We start from the raw sequence: 15,973 nt of genomic DNA, 5'->3' as shown, positions 1-15,973 counted from the left end.
TCCCTCTCCTACTTAATCGACCTTTCTAGCTCCAAACTGGTAAACATGGCCTGCTTGCGTAAAAAGGCTTTACGCTTTACTGGATCATCCCGAAAATCTTTCATTTCCTGTAGACGTAACCCATGATTCTCTTCTGGGTTATGTTCCAGCATTTTTTTATTTTGCATGGTTTGGGCTTGAATAAAGCTGTGGGTAACGGGGCGACGCTGGCGGTCGTACATGGCAAAACGTTCGTCGTCATGGCCATGGGTTAGGTTTTGTTCAATCTTGTGGCACAGGTTCCATGCATCATGAATACCGCTGTTCATACCAAAGCCCCCTAAAGGGTTGTTCATATGACAAGCGTCACCCACGAGGGCCACTCTGCCGTGATTAAACTTTTTGGCTACCCGTTGATGCACGCGATAGATGGTACGGTGCTCGGTTTCCACGTCGGTACGCCCAATGAGATCATTGAACACCTGATTTTTCTTGTCATCAGACAACAGGTAATCATCGCTTTGGGATTCGTCTGCGGGGACTAAAATACGCCATACACTTGGTACACGCAGCAGCACCATCCATTCTTTTGGATCTGACACATAGCTGACATACGCCAGGTTATCGATATAGTCTTTAAGCTCGACCTTGGTAGAGAGGGTTAAGAATTTCTCTGGATAGGTAAAGCCTTCAAATTCCACCCCCAGCCATTTGCGAATGATAGAATTCCCTCCATCTGCGGCAATCAGGTATTTCCCTTTGATTTTTTCAACCGCAAACGGCCCTTCTAGCGCAACTTCAACCCCCTCATCGGACTGTGCAAAATGTACCACGCGGTGGTTGAACTTCACTTGTGCATTGGGGTGCTCGGCCAGTTTTTCAGCAATCATGTTCGATAGGACATGTTGCTCACACTGCAGGCGGAAAGGGTATTTTTCTTCGCCCTCTAGCTCTGAAAGATCAAACTCCACCACATCACCGCTTGCCCGCTCACGAAAGTGATAAATCGGCGCTTTTAGGCCTTTTTCAATTAAGGTATCGGCAATGCCCAACTCATCTAACATTTCCAGCGTAGGGGGATGAAAAGTGGACGCTCGCAAATCAACAGCGCAGTTCGCTCCCGCCTCACAAAGGATGACTTTATACCCTAAGTTGGCAAGTCGTAATGCCGCTACAGTGCCCACTGGGCCGGCTCCGGCAACAATAACTTGTGTAGATTCCATCGTTATTTACCTCTATAAAATGCTGTTTTACACCGGCTGTCCTATCACCACTGTGGTCAACATTGTTTTTGTTTTACTGGTAAGGTCTTACCCTTAACACTGTGTCTAGCCGTTGAGAGACCGTCCTGTTACTCAACTCAATACGCCACTGACAGACGCCACATTCTGGGATCAGCCATGAACCGAGGTTGCACAACATCAAAACCGAAACCGGTGTACTTTGAATACGTTCAGCTTTGTGCTGTAACGGTGATGTTTTCAATGGCCCGTTCATCATCTTGCTGAGCAATCGCAGGCGCGCCCATGGCTAACCATGCCAGCGGTAAACTGGTGGCCATGACCGGCCGTGTTAGAGTTGGTTTGGTTTCCATGCTGCCTCCTCAATACACAATGACTTGGTTATTAACGATGAATTCCATCGCTATTATTAACAACAGAGGTCGTGTCTCAGAGGGCAATAACGCCATTTATCGACGCAGTAAGAGAAAACAAAGCAACGCATTCGATAACCTGTTCAGTTTCACCATATCGCCATCAAATCGTCTTCACTATGACAAAAGTCAATCCCAAACCCAGTGTTGGTGAAATTTGTTATTTAGGGGGCGTTTTAACGGTGAAAAAAGGCCGCTGACAACGAAGGTACGAGGTACCTTCTCGCACCTTTGCACTATTTATGCGGGGAAAGGCAATATTTTGACAATTATCATGGTTAAAAATGAGGATTTGTGGAGACTAGACGCCGTACCCAACGCATATGGGACGTAGGCCAATGAGTATCCCTAAGGCCCACTTTGTGATGCATGGGTAACAATAGGTTGTGCGCTGGATTTCCGGGTTACCCCGATTGTGCACCAAGCCCCGTCTTCTGACCGGATTAAAAGAGTGTAGCCCTATGAACAGTTTCGACTTCTCATCCGTTAAACAAATCGTATGTGAACCCGGTGCCGTGAAAAACATGGCCGCCTATTGCACCTCATTACATATTCAGCGACCGTTAATTGTCACCGATGCAGGCCTAGTGCAAACCGGCATACCAAACCAAGTAGAAGAAATATTAACCCGTGGCGGTATCCACGCCGTTCAATACAGCAATATTCAAGCGGATCCCGCAGAATCCATTGTCTTTGATGCGGTGGCTTTTGCTCAGGAGCATGCCATAGATGGGGTGATTGGATTAGGGGGCGGTAGCAGCATGGATGTGGCTAAATTGATTGCCCTGCTAACCCAAAACCAACAAAGCCTAGCCAGCATGTACGGGGTTAACAAGGTAACAGCAAACCGGCTACCTCTTATTTTAGTCCCCACCACGGCGGGCACAGGTTCTGAAGTAACCCCTATCTCAATAATTACTACCGGTGAAACCACCAAATCGGGGGTGGTATCACCTCGGTTACTCCCTGACATGGCCATACTCGATGCGGAATTAACCACCGGTTTGCCGCCCCATGTTACCGCGGCAACGGGCATTGATGCCATGGTGCATGCCATTGAAGCCTTTACCAGCAAACATAAAAAAAATGTCTATTCAGACATGCTCGCTAAACAGGCGCTGACATTATTATCCCAAAATATTCTCGCAGTTGTAGAGCATGGCGACAACGTAACGGCTCGCTCTAACATGCTTTTAGGCGCCTTACTGGCAGGCCAGGCGTTTGCCAATGCGCCGGTGGCGGCGGTGCACGCCCTCGCTTACCCGCTGGGCGGGAATTACCATATTCCCCATGGATTAAGTAACGCGCTGGTACTGCCTGCAGTCTTAAAATTTAATGCCGAACACGCAAAAAATCAGTATGCCGAATTATTACCCTGTGTTAAAAAACATGTTCCTCAGGGACTAAGTAAAACCCAACAATGCATCAACTTCATTTCCACCATAGACAATCTCGTCTCTGAAGTAGGTCTACCCCGTTCACTGGCCGCAATGGATATTCCCCATGGCGATTTACCCAAACTCGCTAGCGAAGCCATGGAGCAAACACGCCTGTTGGTGAACAATCCTCGGACAGTAACCCAAGCAGATGCTTTGGCTATCTATCAACACGCTTTTTAGCCATCGATAATTTGGCTAATGAATTTTTAACTATCTGGAATTTAAAAATGGCTAATCCTATTTTAAAAAAGAAAATCGCACAGGGTGAGTTTGTATTTGCTCCTGGCATTCAAGATATGATCACCGGTGTCATGGCAAACAAAGTTGGCTTTGACGTAGTTTACGGCACCGGCTATTGGGCGACCGCCTCGGCTCATGGCTTACCCGATGCCGGAATTGTAAGCTATACCCAGATGGTGGAGCGCATGCGCACCTTGGTGCGTACCTGTGATGGCGCGGTCATGGCCGATGCAGATACCGGATTTGGCGGTCTATTGAATGTGCATCACACGGTGAAAGGCTATGAAGAAGCCGGTGTGTCAGCCATTCAAATTGAAGATCAAGAATTCCCGAAAAAATGTGGCCACACACCTAACCGTAAAGTCATACCGGTAGAAGATATGGTTGAAAAAATCAAAGTTGCTGTGGAAGCCCGTAGCGACGAGAATTTATTAATTATTGCCCGCACCGATGCCCGTCAAGCAGAAGGGTTAGATGCCGCCATTGCCAGAGCACAAGCCTATGCGGCCGCAGGCGCTGACATCTTGTTTGTCGAAGCGTTAGAAAGCAAAGACGAAATGAAAACCGCCTGCGCTCAAGTTGATGCCCCCATGATGGCCAATATGGCCAATGGCGGCTCAACCCCCATGTTGACGGTTGATGAAATGAAAGAGATGGGTTATGCCATCGCCATCGCGCCGTCATTAACCAGTCTGGCCGCAGCGAACGCCGCAGAAAAAGCCCTTATCGCCATGAAGGAACAAGGTAGCCCAGAACCCGAAGGCGTCCCCATCACTGACTTTAAAGAGTTTTGCTCCCTTATCGGTTTTGACCAGGTGTGGGAATTTGAGAAAAAGTGGGCCAAATAATGTGCCCCTCGCCCTTTGTTTCTCACGTAAATAGACCGCTGAAAAGGAGCCTGCTATGAGCGATAATGCCGCAGACAACTATGCTAATGTGTACGGCAACCGAATAGGGTTTGGCAGCAAACCCGCCTTGGTGTTAATTGACTTTGTCGAAGCCTACTTTGATGAAACCTGTGATCTGTACGCCGATGTAGAAGACGCCCTTGCCAGCGCAAAACGTGTACTGGCAGCCGCCCGCGCGGCCGCAATCCCCGTCATCTATACCAATGTGGTTTATCACCCATCGGGGTTTAATGGCGGCCGCTTTTTTGAAAAGGCCAAACCCCTGCGACATATGGTGGCTGGCTCACCCATGGGCGCGTGGGCAAAGGGGCTAGCCCCAGCCGACAACGAACTGGTGGTCTCCAAGCAATATCCTAGTGCATTTTTTGGTACGTCCTTAGCCTCTACGCTAACCGCTGCCGGTATCGACAGTGTATTATTAACAGGGTTAACCACCAGTGGATGTGTGCGAGCCAGTTGTGTCGATGCCTGTTCTCACGGCTTCATTCCCATTGTCATAGAGGAAGCCTGCGGTGATAGACACGAAACGCCCCATCAAGGGAACCTGTTTGATATGAACGCAAAATATGCCGATGTGGTCAAAGAGCAGGAAGCCATCGATTACCTCGCCCAGCTTAATCCATGAGGATCACACAATGAGTGAACAACACGCTCCCACCCTTGGGCCGGTTGCTTGCGGCACCCTACTTTGCCCCAACCTAGATACCCTGACTCGCGCCTATACCGATTATTTAGATATGCAGGTAGTGGAAGAGGGCACCATTTCAAGTGCACTCGCCGATGGATGGGCCATGCCTCAGGCAGCCGGTCTAGGTTACCGCCTGTTAGGCAGTAAATCGGGCTATAATTGGTTGCGCATTATCGAAGATCCAAACTGCCTACCAGCAAAACCTATTGCCAGTTTGGGATGGATGTCATTGGAAGTCTTGGTGGAAGATGTGTATGCCTTGGCTGAAAAGCTACGCAATAGCCCTTTCGCCTTTATTGGTGAGCCAAAAGCCTTGGATCTAAGCCCAGATATAGAAGCCTGTCAGGTGGTGGGCCCAGCAGGGGAAGTCTTATACCTAACCACAATTCGTAACCCCGTACCTCCCTTTGATTTACCCATGGCCACTTGTGAAGTTGACCGCTTATTTATTCCCGTTTTGGCCGTGCCCAACCGAGATGAGTCCACCGCGTTATATCACGCCTTGGGCAGTGAATCGCCATTGAATTTTGATACCAAGGTCACGGTGGTAAATCGCGCCCTAGGCCACCCCATCGACCAACGCATGCCGGTTGCCTCGGCACAGCTTCAACAACAAAACTTTATCGAAGTTGATGAAGTGGTGGCGTTTTCGGCTCGCCCCACCCGTCCCTGCGGTTTATGCGCAGGCATTACCATGGTGAGCTTTATGGTGACCTCCTTAGCGACGATTAAAATCTCCGCAAAGGGGGGTGTTTATCAATCGGATTCCATCACCTACAACAACCAACCTGCTGCCCTGTATCAAGGTACGGGTGGTGAGTTGATTGAATTAATCCAACGATAGCCATTTGCCTTTCGTGCCCGACACTCGGTGTCAGGTACGAAAGGAAAATACCCCCTTATTGTGGGGTGGCTAACGCTAATCCTTTAGGGATGCCAGCATCTGGGGTAAAGCCATAAAGGGCTACGCTATCTGGCAAGCTGTTGCGCAATACTTCTCGGGCTTGTAACAGTCGCTCATAATTAACCCCGGTTTTTAATCCCATCCCTTCTAACAAAAACACCAAATCCTCAGTGATGATGTTGCCCGACGCACCTGGTGCAAATGGACAACCACCAATGCCGCCCATGGACGCATCAACTGTGGTTAAGCCCACGTCTATGGCAGCAATCACATTGGCGAGCCCTTGACCTCGGGTATTGTGTAGATGAATACCGGTTAATTTGTCTTTGCCCACGGCCTGCCAAATTCCCTTCGTTAGACGTCTAACCTGGGTAGGCAAGCCATAGCCTGTGGTATCTGACAAACCCACTTCGTCGCAACCACTGGCAATTAATTTTTCTGCACAATGAAACACCACACTGTCATCAATTTGCCCTTCTAATGTACAACCAAAAGCCGTAGAAAGGCCGCCTTCAAGAACGGGACGGTTTTGTTTTGGTAAAGTATCGATTAGGGCTCTGATCCGTACCACTTCTTCGTACATTTGTTCATGGGTACGACGGACATTCTTTAAACTATGGGTTTGGGACACGGACAAAGGAATGGTAATTTTATCTGCCCCCGCCTCAATGGCGTTTTGAGCACCGCGAAAATTGGGCACCAACACCGCCACCTGAAGGTTTTCAATGGTTTTGGCATGGGCGACCAGTTCGCCGGTATCAGCCAGCTGGGGTAATATTTTGGCAGGCACAAAGGAACCCACTTCTATTTCCGGCAAGCCTGCCGCAGCGAGCGCACTGATCCAGCGTTTTTTATCTGCTGTTGCCATGATGGGGGAAATACTTTGCAGACCGTCTCGTGGCCCAACTTCACTAATTTCTATATCAATATCAGTTCGCATTAACGTCTCTCTTTGCCGAAAAAGGGGGCCCTTACTTACTCAACCACATACTCTGTGAGTTCATAGCGGGTTTTCATATAACCTCCGGCCTCAGCCGCAACCGCCACATAATGGTCTTTGGTACACCACACCAAATAAGGAGGATGTTCTTCGGGCAACTGCCCTGCGGTATCGGTAAAAGCAAACACGTAACAATCAAATGTACCGGCAGGCACAGTGATGGTTTCTTCGCCTCTAAATTCCAATCCATAACCTAATCGATAAAGCATAGGGCCGGTGGCACCGCGATGGTCCGGGCTAGGAACCGCCATATTAGGAAACAACTGTTTCCCCTCACCTTTGGTCAAATCAAATACTTTTAGCCCCAGGCCGTCACCCACAATAGGGTGAGAACCAAACCATTGAATGGGCGAATCAATGTCCACTTTTTGGCTGATCCGGCCATCTTTTTGATTAAAGGTTTCAGATTCGATAAAGTTTTTGGCAAAACGGAACCAGCCCGTGCCTTCAAACTTGTGGTCTACCGTTAGCCGATAGGTGCAGTCGATGGGTAAATTCTGCTCGTCATAAGCCAGTACCACATCACGCACAACCATAGGGGCGTCGTCGATTTCACAGTGTGCGTGTAATACGCGAACGCCGTCGTCTTGAATGGTTAACGTAAAGTATTCACGTCCCCGCTCTTGATCCATGCGCTCTGGCTTTTTACTTGTGTATAAAATTTTGCCACGTATTGTTGTATACGCCATTTTGCTATGCTCCTGTGCACTTAAAGGGTGAACCTAGATTCACGCCAGAATATGTAACCCAATGGCGGTATTAATAAACAACACCAGCCAAATAACCTTAACGTAGGGCGTGGCCCCATCAATGCCCTGTTTAATGGCCTGATTGGTTTCACCACTTACCCTATCTGCGACTAAATCACCGTAAACCGCTAAAAACGGTTTTAATTTCACTCGAATGATGAGCCCCATAAGTACTGTTACGCCAAATAATGTCAGCTTATAGCCGGCCCAATTCACCGTTAATGATGTAGTAAATATTAGCGAATAGATGCCGTAACCTAAGCAGCTAAAACACACACTTTTGCGCAGCAATCCATCAAGCAGGGTTAAGGGCCCTTTGGCCTGTGCCGTGGTAAAGTGTAATGCCATTAACGTGGCCAACCATCCTAGTCCTAGCAGCCACACCACAAACATAAACCAAACGGGCACTGCAAATACGCCCATCAAATAAGCTAACTGCATGCCACTAGGCAAGGTTAACGGCATGGCAAACCTAGGACCTTGATCACACGCCAGTAGTATTTTTGTTGCCACCACCCGTGCCGATGCACTCAGTTTTTCATTAATGACAAATCGTCCGGCAATAAAAGTGCCTAAATCGCCACCAAGCCAATACACTAAACACAGAAGGTGTAGGTATTTAACGAATAAAATCTCCATGTTTAGCTCCTTAATTAAAGTGCCGACTCAAATGTCATAACGTTATATCAATGTATATTATTATCTTGTTCGTCATTTGTCATCAGAATCTTTCATTTGCTATTTTCGTAGGAATGTTATAACAATATAACTATAGCGATCTTCGACAAGCCTCTGTTGCTCAGAAAAAGGGCTACCTTGTCGTAGTTTTTAAAATCGTTTGTAAGGTTTATAGAAAAAAATAAGAACAGGCACAGTGACAGGAAACCGGGAACTAAATAACCCCGAGGCCCAAGTCGAACCAACAAGGTTAAAGAAAATTATGGCCAGTAGCGTAAGTAGTTTTTCAGAATTCAAAGAGGGATGGAAGATAGTGCTCGCTTCTACCTTGGGTATCGGATTGGGCCTTTCTCCCGTTCCTTTTTACACCTTGGGTATGTTAGCACCAGAGCTATCAAAAGAATTTGGTTGGGGATTTGGTGAGATCATGACCGGCCTCACCATATCTACCTTGGTGGTGTTATTTTTCAGTCCCATTGTAGGCAATCTCGCTGACCGCTTCGGCGTTCGCAAGGTTATTCTATGCTCGGTGGTGATGTTCTCCTTTTCCTTTGCTTTATTTGCCTTTGGTAATGGATCTCTGATGATGTTTTACATTACATGGGGGATCATGGCAGCACTAGGGGCGGGTACCTTGCCCATTACCTGGACCCGAGGAGTCAACCTGTGGTTTGAAAGGAAAAAGGGACTGGCGTTAGGGCTGTCTTTAATCGGCACAGGCTTATTTGGTGCCATGATCAAACCCGTTGCGGCGTGGATGATTGTGGAATTTGGTTGGCGTATGACCTATTTAGCCATAGCAGCCATGCCGCTAATTGTCGCCTTTCCCATCGCATTTTTCTGCTTTTACGAATCGCCCAAGACCAAATCCATTGCCAAAAAACAACAGTTAGACCATGAACCGGTAAAAGATTTTCCAGGGTTAACCATGGCGGAGGTATTCCGTGATAGCAAATTTTGGATCTTATGCATCGCGATTTTACCCATTTCCTTTGCCGTTGGCGGCCCCATTCCTAATATGGAAAACCTCCTTGCCACCAAAGGTTTTGACACCTTTGAAATTGCCAGCATTGTACCGCTAATTGGGATTTCTGTATTATTCGGACGCTTAATAGGCGGTTGGTTAATTGATCATTTTTGGGCACCGGGCGTGGCCTTTATTTTATTATCCTTGCCTGCGGCAGCGTGCTGGGTGCTGGGTACGGTGGAACTGAATATGGTTATCGCCATGATCTCGGTCTTTATGATTGGCTTTGCCGCTGGCGTCGAATACGACCTTCTGGCGTTCTTAATTGCCCGCTATTTTGGCATGAAGAGCTACTCCACCATTTATGGCTTTGTGTACGGTGCCTTTGCATTAGGGGCGGGCATCGGCCCCATGACCTTTGGTATCATTTTTGACAAAACCAAAAGCTACGACAGCATCATGATTTTCTCTATGACCGTTATGCTTATAGGTGCCACTTTACTTCTGTTATTGGGTAAGTACCGAGACTTTTCCCAACCACAAGGTAAATAGCTTGGTTTAAGATAACGTAAGTAAAGACAAAAAAGCAGAATGGTTAATCATTCTGCTTTTTTTATGGAACAAATAAGGTGATTTTGAATAACGGGACGAATAAAAACGGAGGGCCACGGTAGCGGTAGGATATTAACCGCGCCCAAGCAACCATGGACGCTGTTGATGGTACTGTTTTTCAAAGCACTGAATATCAGTAATATGCTGCAAGGACACGCCAATGCTGTCGAGGCCTTTCAGTAACATTTCCTTATGCCCAGCTTCAATATCAAAGGAAAAACCCAAGCCACTGGCGCTTGTGACCTGCTGTTCGGCAAGGTCAATCGCCACTTGGCGCTGCTGGGGATCCGTAGACACGTCCTGTGCCAAAGATGCAATAGCGTCGGTGTCTAAACCCACCGGCAAAATACCATTACGAATACAGTTTTGATAAAAAATAGCGCCAAAAGTGGGCGCGACAATTGCGCGGATCCCGTACTCAGCCAATGCCCACACGGCATGTTCCCGTGACGAACCACAACCAAAGTTATTGCCACCTAAGATAATCGTGGTGTTGTGATATGCCGGCTGATTGAGAATAAAGTCAGGGTTCAGTTCGCGGCTATCGGGTAGCACATAGCGCCAACTGGCAAATAACCCCTCACCTAGCCCTTTTTTCGATACCCGGCGCATTTCACGACTGGGAATGATGGCATCAGTATCAATATTGATCCGTAGCAGCGGTGCAGCAACACCGGAGTGATGAACAAAAGGCGTCATAATCCGCTTTCCAAAAAGTCTCGCGGGTCGCTGATATAGCCGTTAACTGCACTGGCAGCAACGGTTGCAGGACTCGCTAAATGAGTGCGTGTAGCAGGGCCTTGGCGAGATTCAAAATTACGGTTACTGGTGGATACCACCCGCTCTTTAGCCCCAAAATGTTCTCCTCCGGCAAAGAAACACATGGAACACCCACTTTCTCGCCATTCGAAGCCTGCCGCTTTAAAAATAATATCGAGCCCTTCTTTCTCGGCACTGGCTTTAACCTGTTGTGAGCCGGGGACGCAAATCGCTTTCACCCCTTTAGCCACTTTTCGGCCAGCGAGGATCTTTGCCGCGTAACGTAAGTCTTCCAAACGAGAGTTGGTACATGAACCGATAAACGCATTGCCAATTTTTAGCCCTAGCACAGCGTCTCCGGCACTCAACCCTTGATACTCCAACGCCCGTTTCGCGGCGGTACGGGCATTTTCATTAGCCAAACTGGATAACGCAGGCACTTGGCCGCCAATACTGCAGGTATGTTGGGGACTGGTACCCCAGGTGACCGTAGGTTCAATCTCGTCACAATCGATAATCAATTCCTCATCGAACTCAGCGTCGTCGTCGGTAACCAGGGTACGCCAATAATCCACCGCCTGTTGCCATTGTGCGCCTGAGGGGGCATAAGCTTTACTTTTAAGGTAGTCGATGGTTTTTTCATCACTGGCCACAAGGCCGGTAAAGGCCGCAAATTCCACGGCCATATTACACAAGGTCATGCGTCCTTCCACCGACAGGGCCCTGACCGCAGGCCCCGCAAATTCAATGGCATGTCCAGCGCCGCCGTGGGCACCGTACTTACCGATAAGATGTAAAATCATGTCTTTGGCCGTCACCCCTGTGCCCAGCTTACCCTTAAAGTAAACCCGCATGAGTTTAGGCTTGTTGATGCGCAAGGTTTGGGTTGCCATGGCATGCTCGGCTTCAGAAGAGCCAATGCCCCATGCGGCAGCCCCCAACGCGCCTTGTGTACAGGTATGACTATCAGGGCATACCAATGTCATACCCGGTTGAATAATCCCTTGCTCAGGACTGATAACATGGGCAATACCTTGGTTTTCATCACCAATATCAAACAGGGTGATGCCGGCGTTTTTTGCTTCTTTACGGGTCGCCTGAATAAAATCCTTACCGGAAGGCATCACCGTCTCGTCACCACGACCAGGAAAGGTATCAACGATATGATCCATGGTACAAAACACTTTTTCTGGATGGCGCACACTACGGCCATCTTCGGCTAAGCTTTGAAGCGCAATGGAACCGGTACGTTCGTGTAAGAAAATACGGTCAATGTAGATAAGGAAGGTGCCGTCAGGTAAGGCTTTTACCAAATGGGCATCCCATATCTTTTCAAATAAGGTTTGTGACATCCTGATCTCGCAATGGTGATAATGCTATGAGTAATGGGCCAATTAGCGTTTTTGTTGTGCTTGCCAAACCTGATGAATTTCGCTTGCTGTGGCGCTCCATACCCCGGGCTGGGCGGTAATATAGGCTAATGCCTGTTCAAGGTAGCCAATACGATGAGGCTGACCAGACATCCACGGATGGATATTTAATGCCAGCATTCTGCCTCCCTGAGACTGAGCTTCCGCTAACAATAGATCGCAAGCATCTTGTAATTGCTCGGCATAACTTTCTTCGCTATGCAGGTTATTGCCCATAATGAAAAAATCATCGAGTTCATTGGACAAAGGCATGGCTGTTAATACACCGGCTTCGCTGCGAAAATCGTAAGGCATCTCATCGTTTATCCAGTCGCACATATAGGCAATGTCATGTTCAACCAATAAACGGGCGGTGGCTGCCGACTGCATACGACCGGGACTCAACCATCCGTTAACCGGTTGCTTAAAGTACCCTCGTAGTTTGCGTAAACTGGCATCGAGCCATTGGGCTTCGTCGGCTGGGTCAACCTCGCCGTGATGCAAATGGTCCATTTGCCAGCCATGGCCAAGCACTTCGTCTTGACGCTCAGCGATAAACTTCATTAAATAAGGCGCGCGATCGACCATAGCGCCATTTATAGCCACCGTCGGTTTCACCGAAAACTTATCCAGTGCCTGAAAAATCCGATACACCCCTACCCGGTTGCCATAATCGCGCAAACTAAAATGGCGTAAATCTGGATAAGGCATTTTCATTCCACCTGGCACGGCCACCGGATTTTGTCGCTGGCTTAGCGGGAAAAAGTCGATATTGACGTTCACCCATAACGCCAGTTTGCCGTCGTTTGGCCATTGCACCGGCGCTCGCTCGCTAAGCATGGACCACTTGTACAGTTCGTGATCCATCCCATAGTGGCGCTGGGGATAGTGAAGATAATCTTTATCTAGGCTCATACCGCCCCCTTGTTTTTGTTGGCGATATCGGCCACGGCATCGTCGTAATAATGGGCTTTGTAATAGCTGGCGATTTCTCGCCCCGTGGTTACCCACACATCACTGTGACCGGTGATATATTCAAGGGCTTCCTCGTAAGCTTTTAATCGATGGGGGCAGGACACCTGATAATTATGTGTGGGAATGCACATGATGGTGCCGCTTTGCTCACCTTCCTGATATAAGCGGTCAAAATTGGCTTTTAGCATCCGTCCATACTGCCTAGGCGTGACCTTATTGCTCACGTAGGCGATGGTATCGTTCATCTCTAAGGAATAAGGAATAGACACGAATCGCTTGCCAGAGCGGGTATGAATTGGCGTGGGTTGGTCATCATGAAACAAATCACAGGTATAAAAACCGCCCTCGTCGCCGAACAATTCGGTGCCCACTTCCGCAAACAGATCGATGGTTTCGTCGCTATGAGACAACGCCGGCGCTAGGTAACCTGCACATTTTTGTCCTGTGTGCTTATGGATAGACACCATGGCGTCATGGATCATCTCCCGTTCCTGCTCACTGCTCATGCCATAGGTATAGCGAGTGTTGTAAATGCCATGACTGAAGAATTCCCAGTCACGGGCTTGGCACAACTCGATAATTTCTGGGTGATGGTCGCACAGAGCGGTAGATAACGAGATTGAGCCACGGATGTTATATTTATCTAACAAGGCCATTTGGCGCATGTGGCCCACCCGATTGCCATAATCGCGAATACCATACCCAGCAATGGCGGGATAAGGCTGAGGCCAGGCTTTCCGGTGAGGATTTGACGGCGGATCCAACTCATAAAATTCAATATTCGGCGCCACCCAAAATGCGATTTTCGCACCATTTGGCCAAGTTATTTTCGGACGGTCGTGATACGGCCAATAATCATAGTATTGAGGATCAACTTTCATGTCAGGCGCCTTTACTGTTTAGCTAGCCAATCTTGCACTTCTTGCACGTCCACCACATCGGCATATTTCAATGCCAAATCGGTGAGATTCGCAAAATGGTAACTCTCATGTTTATCAGCCACACATTGCTCAGGCACAATGGTGCGATAACCTCGGGACAAGCTGTCCACTGCCGCTGCACGAATGCAGCCTGACGTAGACCCACCGGTCAGCACCACGGTGTCCACCTTGTGCCAGACGCATAAACTTTGCAGCTGGGTTTCAAAAAATGGCGACGGCATCTTTTTGCAGTAGAAAACATCTTTTTGTCGATCTACCACTAGACGATCATCAAGTTCAGCCCGTTCACTGTTAAACTTGATGTTCTGTAGGCTATCTGGGGTATCAGTACGTGTTCCCCAAATACCGGCATCTTCGCCTGAATCCATGTAAGCCACGTTAGTCCACACCACCGGCCAATCTAGAGAACGAAACGCAGCAGCAAGCTCATTCACATAGTCTAATTGGCGAGGATCGGTCTGGTATGCCGTCTTAAACAAATCCGTACGGGTATAGGCTTTCTGTAAATCAATATTCACAAGAATTGCTTTTTCACCGAATCCAAAACGTTTACGGCTAGGGTTCGCTTTTACTTCTGCAAATAATTGACGTGCAGTTTTATTTGATAACTCCATCACAACTCCTTTAGAGATACGCTGTTCCAGCGAATTGATTCTAACAATATGACTATATGACAAATCCAGGGGCTTTTGCAATTGATATATTGACATATCATTTATACAGCATCTAAGATGATGTCATTGCTAACTTGACACCATACTATGGCGGAACCGAACCATGACCAAAATTGTTGTACTGTTTAACCTGAAAGACGACGCTAATGTCAAAGAATATGAAAACTGGGCACGTACAACAGACCTGCCTACGGTGAATGCACTGGCATCGGTTAATCAATTTAGTGTACTGAAATCCAGTGGACTATTAGGCGGTGGCGATGCCCCGTACCAATATATCGAGATCCTGGATATTGCCAGTATAGAAAGTCTTATGGAGGACGCCTCCTCTGACACAATGCAACAGGTGGCCAGTGAATTTAATCGCTTTGCCGACAACCCGCTTTTCATCACCACAGATGCACTGTAAAAGGAACCCTTACCATGGCGCAATACGATGATTTAAACGGTAAGGTCGCCGTCATTACTGGCGCTGGCCGTCGCAAGGGATTAGGTGAAGCCATTGCGAGACGACTAGGCAAAGAGGGATGCAAAATCATTCTTGCAGATATCGGCAAAGCCACAGGGGATTTACTTCCAGAAGATGCCATTGGCACCAGTAGTGAAATGGAAGACATTGCTAGCGAAATGCGCGCTGAAGGTATCGAAGTCTCTACCGCCACCTGCAATGTTCTAGAAGAAAGTGAGGTGGCGGCATTAGCCCAGTTCGCCGTCGACACCTATGGCACATTAGATATCTGGGTGAACAATGCCGGCGTTGGCTACTTAATGACATCCATTGTCGATACCGATGTAGCTGAATGGGACACCGTACTTGGGGTTAACTTACGTGGGGTATTCTTAGGCATTAAACATGCCGCTAAGCGTATGATTGCACAAGGCTCGGGGCGCATTATTAATATTGGCTCACAGGCATCAAAGTCTGCCTTTGCTGAAGCCGGGGCTTACACCACCTCAAAACATGGCGTCGTGGGGCTAACCCGTGTGGCCGCTAAAGAGTTAGGCCAGCATGGCATCAATGTGAATGCGGTGTGCCCGAATCATGTCACCACCGGATTGGGGGCTTGGCAAAATTCCCGTTTTGCCGACGGCGATTTAGACACCTACATGAAAGCGATGAAAGCGCGTATTCCCCTCGGCCGTCCAGGGCTACAAGAGGACACGGCCAAAGCCTGTGCGTTCTTGTGTTCAGAGCAATCCGTTTATATTACCGGCGAAGCCATGAATGTCTCTGGCGGTGAAGAATACCACTAGCGAAATCGCGTTTTGCTAGGATAACAAAGGGCGGAATGACAAAACCGCCCTCACCAGCCATAAAACAGACAAACCGCCACCCTTTGATAATTATCAAGGTATGCCAAGGGGAAAAAAAATACAGTGTTTACAGGTTGTGTGCC

At 48.2% G+C, this 15,973-nt stretch carries 17 protein-coding genes; 7 read left to right on the top strand and 10 right to left on the bottom strand.

Going from position 1 to position 15,973, the window contains the following annotated elements:
* Window positions 1-8 precede the first annotated feature (8 nt).
* Window positions 9-1,202, bottom strand: coding sequence for an NAD(P)/FAD-dependent oxidoreductase (locus tag KO501_RS17565; protein ID WP_216030993.1), 1,194 nt, complete (start codon window positions 1,200-1,202; stop codon window positions 9-11).
* A 230-nt stretch (window positions 1,203-1,432) separates the two neighbouring features.
* Window positions 1,433-1,573 carry a hypothetical protein gene (locus KO501_RS17560; protein WP_216030992.1) on the bottom strand — a complete coding sequence of 47 codons (141 nt, stop codon included), beginning with the start codon at window positions 1,571-1,573 and terminating at the stop codon, window positions 1,433-1,435.
* A gap of 521 nt (window positions 1,574-2,094) precedes the next feature.
* Here KO501_RS17560 and KO501_RS17555 point away from each other — a divergent pair.
* From KO501_RS17555 to KO501_RS17540, 4 genes are read left to right on the top strand one after another with little or no spacing between them, the layout of a single operon-like run.
* The gene (locus tag KO501_RS17555) at window positions 2,095-3,252 is read left to right on the top strand and encodes an iron-containing alcohol dehydrogenase (RefSeq protein ID WP_216030991.1); all 1,158 of its coding nucleotides are present in this window, start codon (window positions 2,095-2,097) and stop codon (window positions 3,250-3,252) included.
* A gap of 47 nt (window positions 3,253-3,299) precedes the next feature.
* Window positions 3,300-4,160 (top strand): isocitrate lyase/PEP mutase family protein, encoded by an 861-nt coding sequence (locus KO501_RS17550; protein ID WP_216030990.1) that lies wholly within the window; start codon window positions 3,300-3,302, stop codon window positions 4,158-4,160.
* A gap of 55 nt (window positions 4,161-4,215) precedes the next feature.
* The gene (locus KO501_RS17545) at window positions 4,216-4,845 is read left to right on the top strand and encodes an isochorismatase family protein (protein ID WP_216030989.1); all 630 of its coding nucleotides are present in this window, start codon (window positions 4,216-4,218) and stop codon (window positions 4,843-4,845) included.
* 10 nt (window positions 4,846-4,855) lie between these two features.
* On the top strand, window positions 4,856-5,752 hold the full coding sequence (locus KO501_RS17540; RefSeq protein ID WP_216030988.1) for a hypothetical protein: 897 nt from the start codon (window positions 4,856-4,858) through the stop codon (window positions 5,750-5,752).
* A gap of 55 nt (window positions 5,753-5,807) precedes the next feature.
* On the opposite strand, the gene KO501_RS17535 is transcribed toward KO501_RS17540, so the two are convergent.
* Genes KO501_RS17535 through KO501_RS17525 form a run of 3 tightly spaced genes read right to left on the bottom strand, consistent with a single transcriptional unit; the run spans window position 5,808 to window position 8,200 of the window.
* Window positions 5,808-6,752, bottom strand: a complete 945-nt coding sequence (locus tag KO501_RS17535) for a hydroxymethylglutaryl-CoA lyase (RefSeq protein WP_216030987.1) — start codon at window positions 6,750-6,752, stop codon at window positions 5,808-5,810.
* Window positions 6,753-6,787: 35 nt separating this feature from the next.
* Window positions 6,788-7,501 (bottom strand): hypothetical protein, encoded by a 714-nt coding sequence (locus KO501_RS17530; protein ID WP_216030986.1) that lies wholly within the window; start codon window positions 7,499-7,501, stop codon window positions 6,788-6,790.
* A gap of 39 nt (window positions 7,502-7,540) precedes the next feature.
* The gene (locus tag KO501_RS17525) at window positions 7,541-8,200 is read right to left on the bottom strand and encodes a hypothetical protein (RefSeq protein ID WP_216030985.1); all 660 of its coding nucleotides are present in this window, start codon (window positions 8,198-8,200) and stop codon (window positions 7,541-7,543) included.
* 235 nt (window positions 8,201-8,435) lie between these two features.
* Here KO501_RS17525 and KO501_RS17520 point away from each other — a divergent pair, with 235 nt between their 5' ends.
* Complete coding sequence (locus tag KO501_RS17520; protein ID WP_216030984.1) at window positions 8,436-9,758, top strand: MFS transporter; 1,323 nt, start codon at window positions 8,436-8,438, stop codon at window positions 9,756-9,758.
* 132 nt (window positions 9,759-9,890) lie between these two features.
* Here KO501_RS17520 and leuD read toward each other — a convergent pair whose 3' ends face one another.
* The 5 genes from leuD to KO501_RS17495 are packed head-to-tail and all read right to left on the bottom strand — an operon-like array spanning window position 9,891 to window position 14,516.
* Window positions 9,891-10,517 carry a 3-isopropylmalate dehydratase small subunit gene (gene leuD, locus KO501_RS17515; RefSeq protein ID WP_216030983.1) on the bottom strand — a complete coding sequence of 209 codons (627 nt, stop codon included), beginning with the start codon at window positions 10,515-10,517 and terminating at the stop codon, window positions 9,891-9,893.
* The gene (gene leuC, locus KO501_RS17510) at window positions 10,514-11,929 is read right to left on the bottom strand and encodes a 3-isopropylmalate dehydratase large subunit (protein WP_216030982.1); all 1,416 of its coding nucleotides are present in this window, start codon (window positions 11,927-11,929) and stop codon (window positions 10,514-10,516) included. Before leuC ends, leuD begins: the two co-directional genes overlap by 4 nt.
* 42 nt (window positions 11,930-11,971) lie before the next feature.
* Window positions 11,972-12,901 (bottom strand): polysaccharide deacetylase family protein, encoded by a 930-nt coding sequence (locus KO501_RS17505; protein ID WP_216030981.1) that lies wholly within the window; start codon window positions 12,899-12,901, stop codon window positions 11,972-11,974.
* Window positions 12,898-13,842, bottom strand: coding sequence for a polysaccharide deacetylase family protein (locus tag KO501_RS17500; protein ID WP_216030980.1), 945 nt, complete (start codon window positions 13,840-13,842; stop codon window positions 12,898-12,900). Before KO501_RS17500 ends, KO501_RS17505 begins: the two co-directional genes overlap by 4 nt.
* 11 nt (window positions 13,843-13,853) lie before the next feature.
* Window positions 13,854-14,516: an isochorismatase family protein gene (locus KO501_RS17495; RefSeq protein WP_216030979.1), complete on the bottom strand. Its 663-nt coding sequence runs from the start codon at window positions 14,514-14,516 to the stop codon at window positions 13,854-13,856.
* 163 nt (window positions 14,517-14,679) lie between these two features.
* On the opposite strand from KO501_RS17495, the gene KO501_RS17490 reads away from it, so the two are divergent.
* Together KO501_RS17490 and KO501_RS17485 are read left to right on the top strand one after the other, a co-directional pair.
* Window positions 14,680-14,985: an REDY-like protein HapK gene (locus KO501_RS17490; RefSeq protein ID WP_216030978.1), complete on the top strand. Its 306-nt coding sequence runs from the start codon at window positions 14,680-14,682 to the stop codon at window positions 14,983-14,985.
* Window positions 14,986-14,999: 14 nt separating this feature from the next.
* Window positions 15,000-15,830: an SDR family oxidoreductase gene (locus tag KO501_RS17485; protein WP_216030977.1), complete on the top strand. Its 831-nt coding sequence runs from the start codon at window positions 15,000-15,002 to the stop codon at window positions 15,828-15,830.
* The last annotated feature ends 143 nt before the right edge of the window (window positions 15,831-15,973 follow it).

Source organism: Alteromonas sp. C1M14 (genome assembly GCF_018860965.1).
Lineage (GTDB): Bacteria > Pseudomonadota > Gammaproteobacteria > Enterobacterales > Alteromonadaceae > Alteromonas.
Note: the sequence above shows the minus strand (reverse complement) of the source record. Positions and strands in the feature narration are given on the sequence as shown.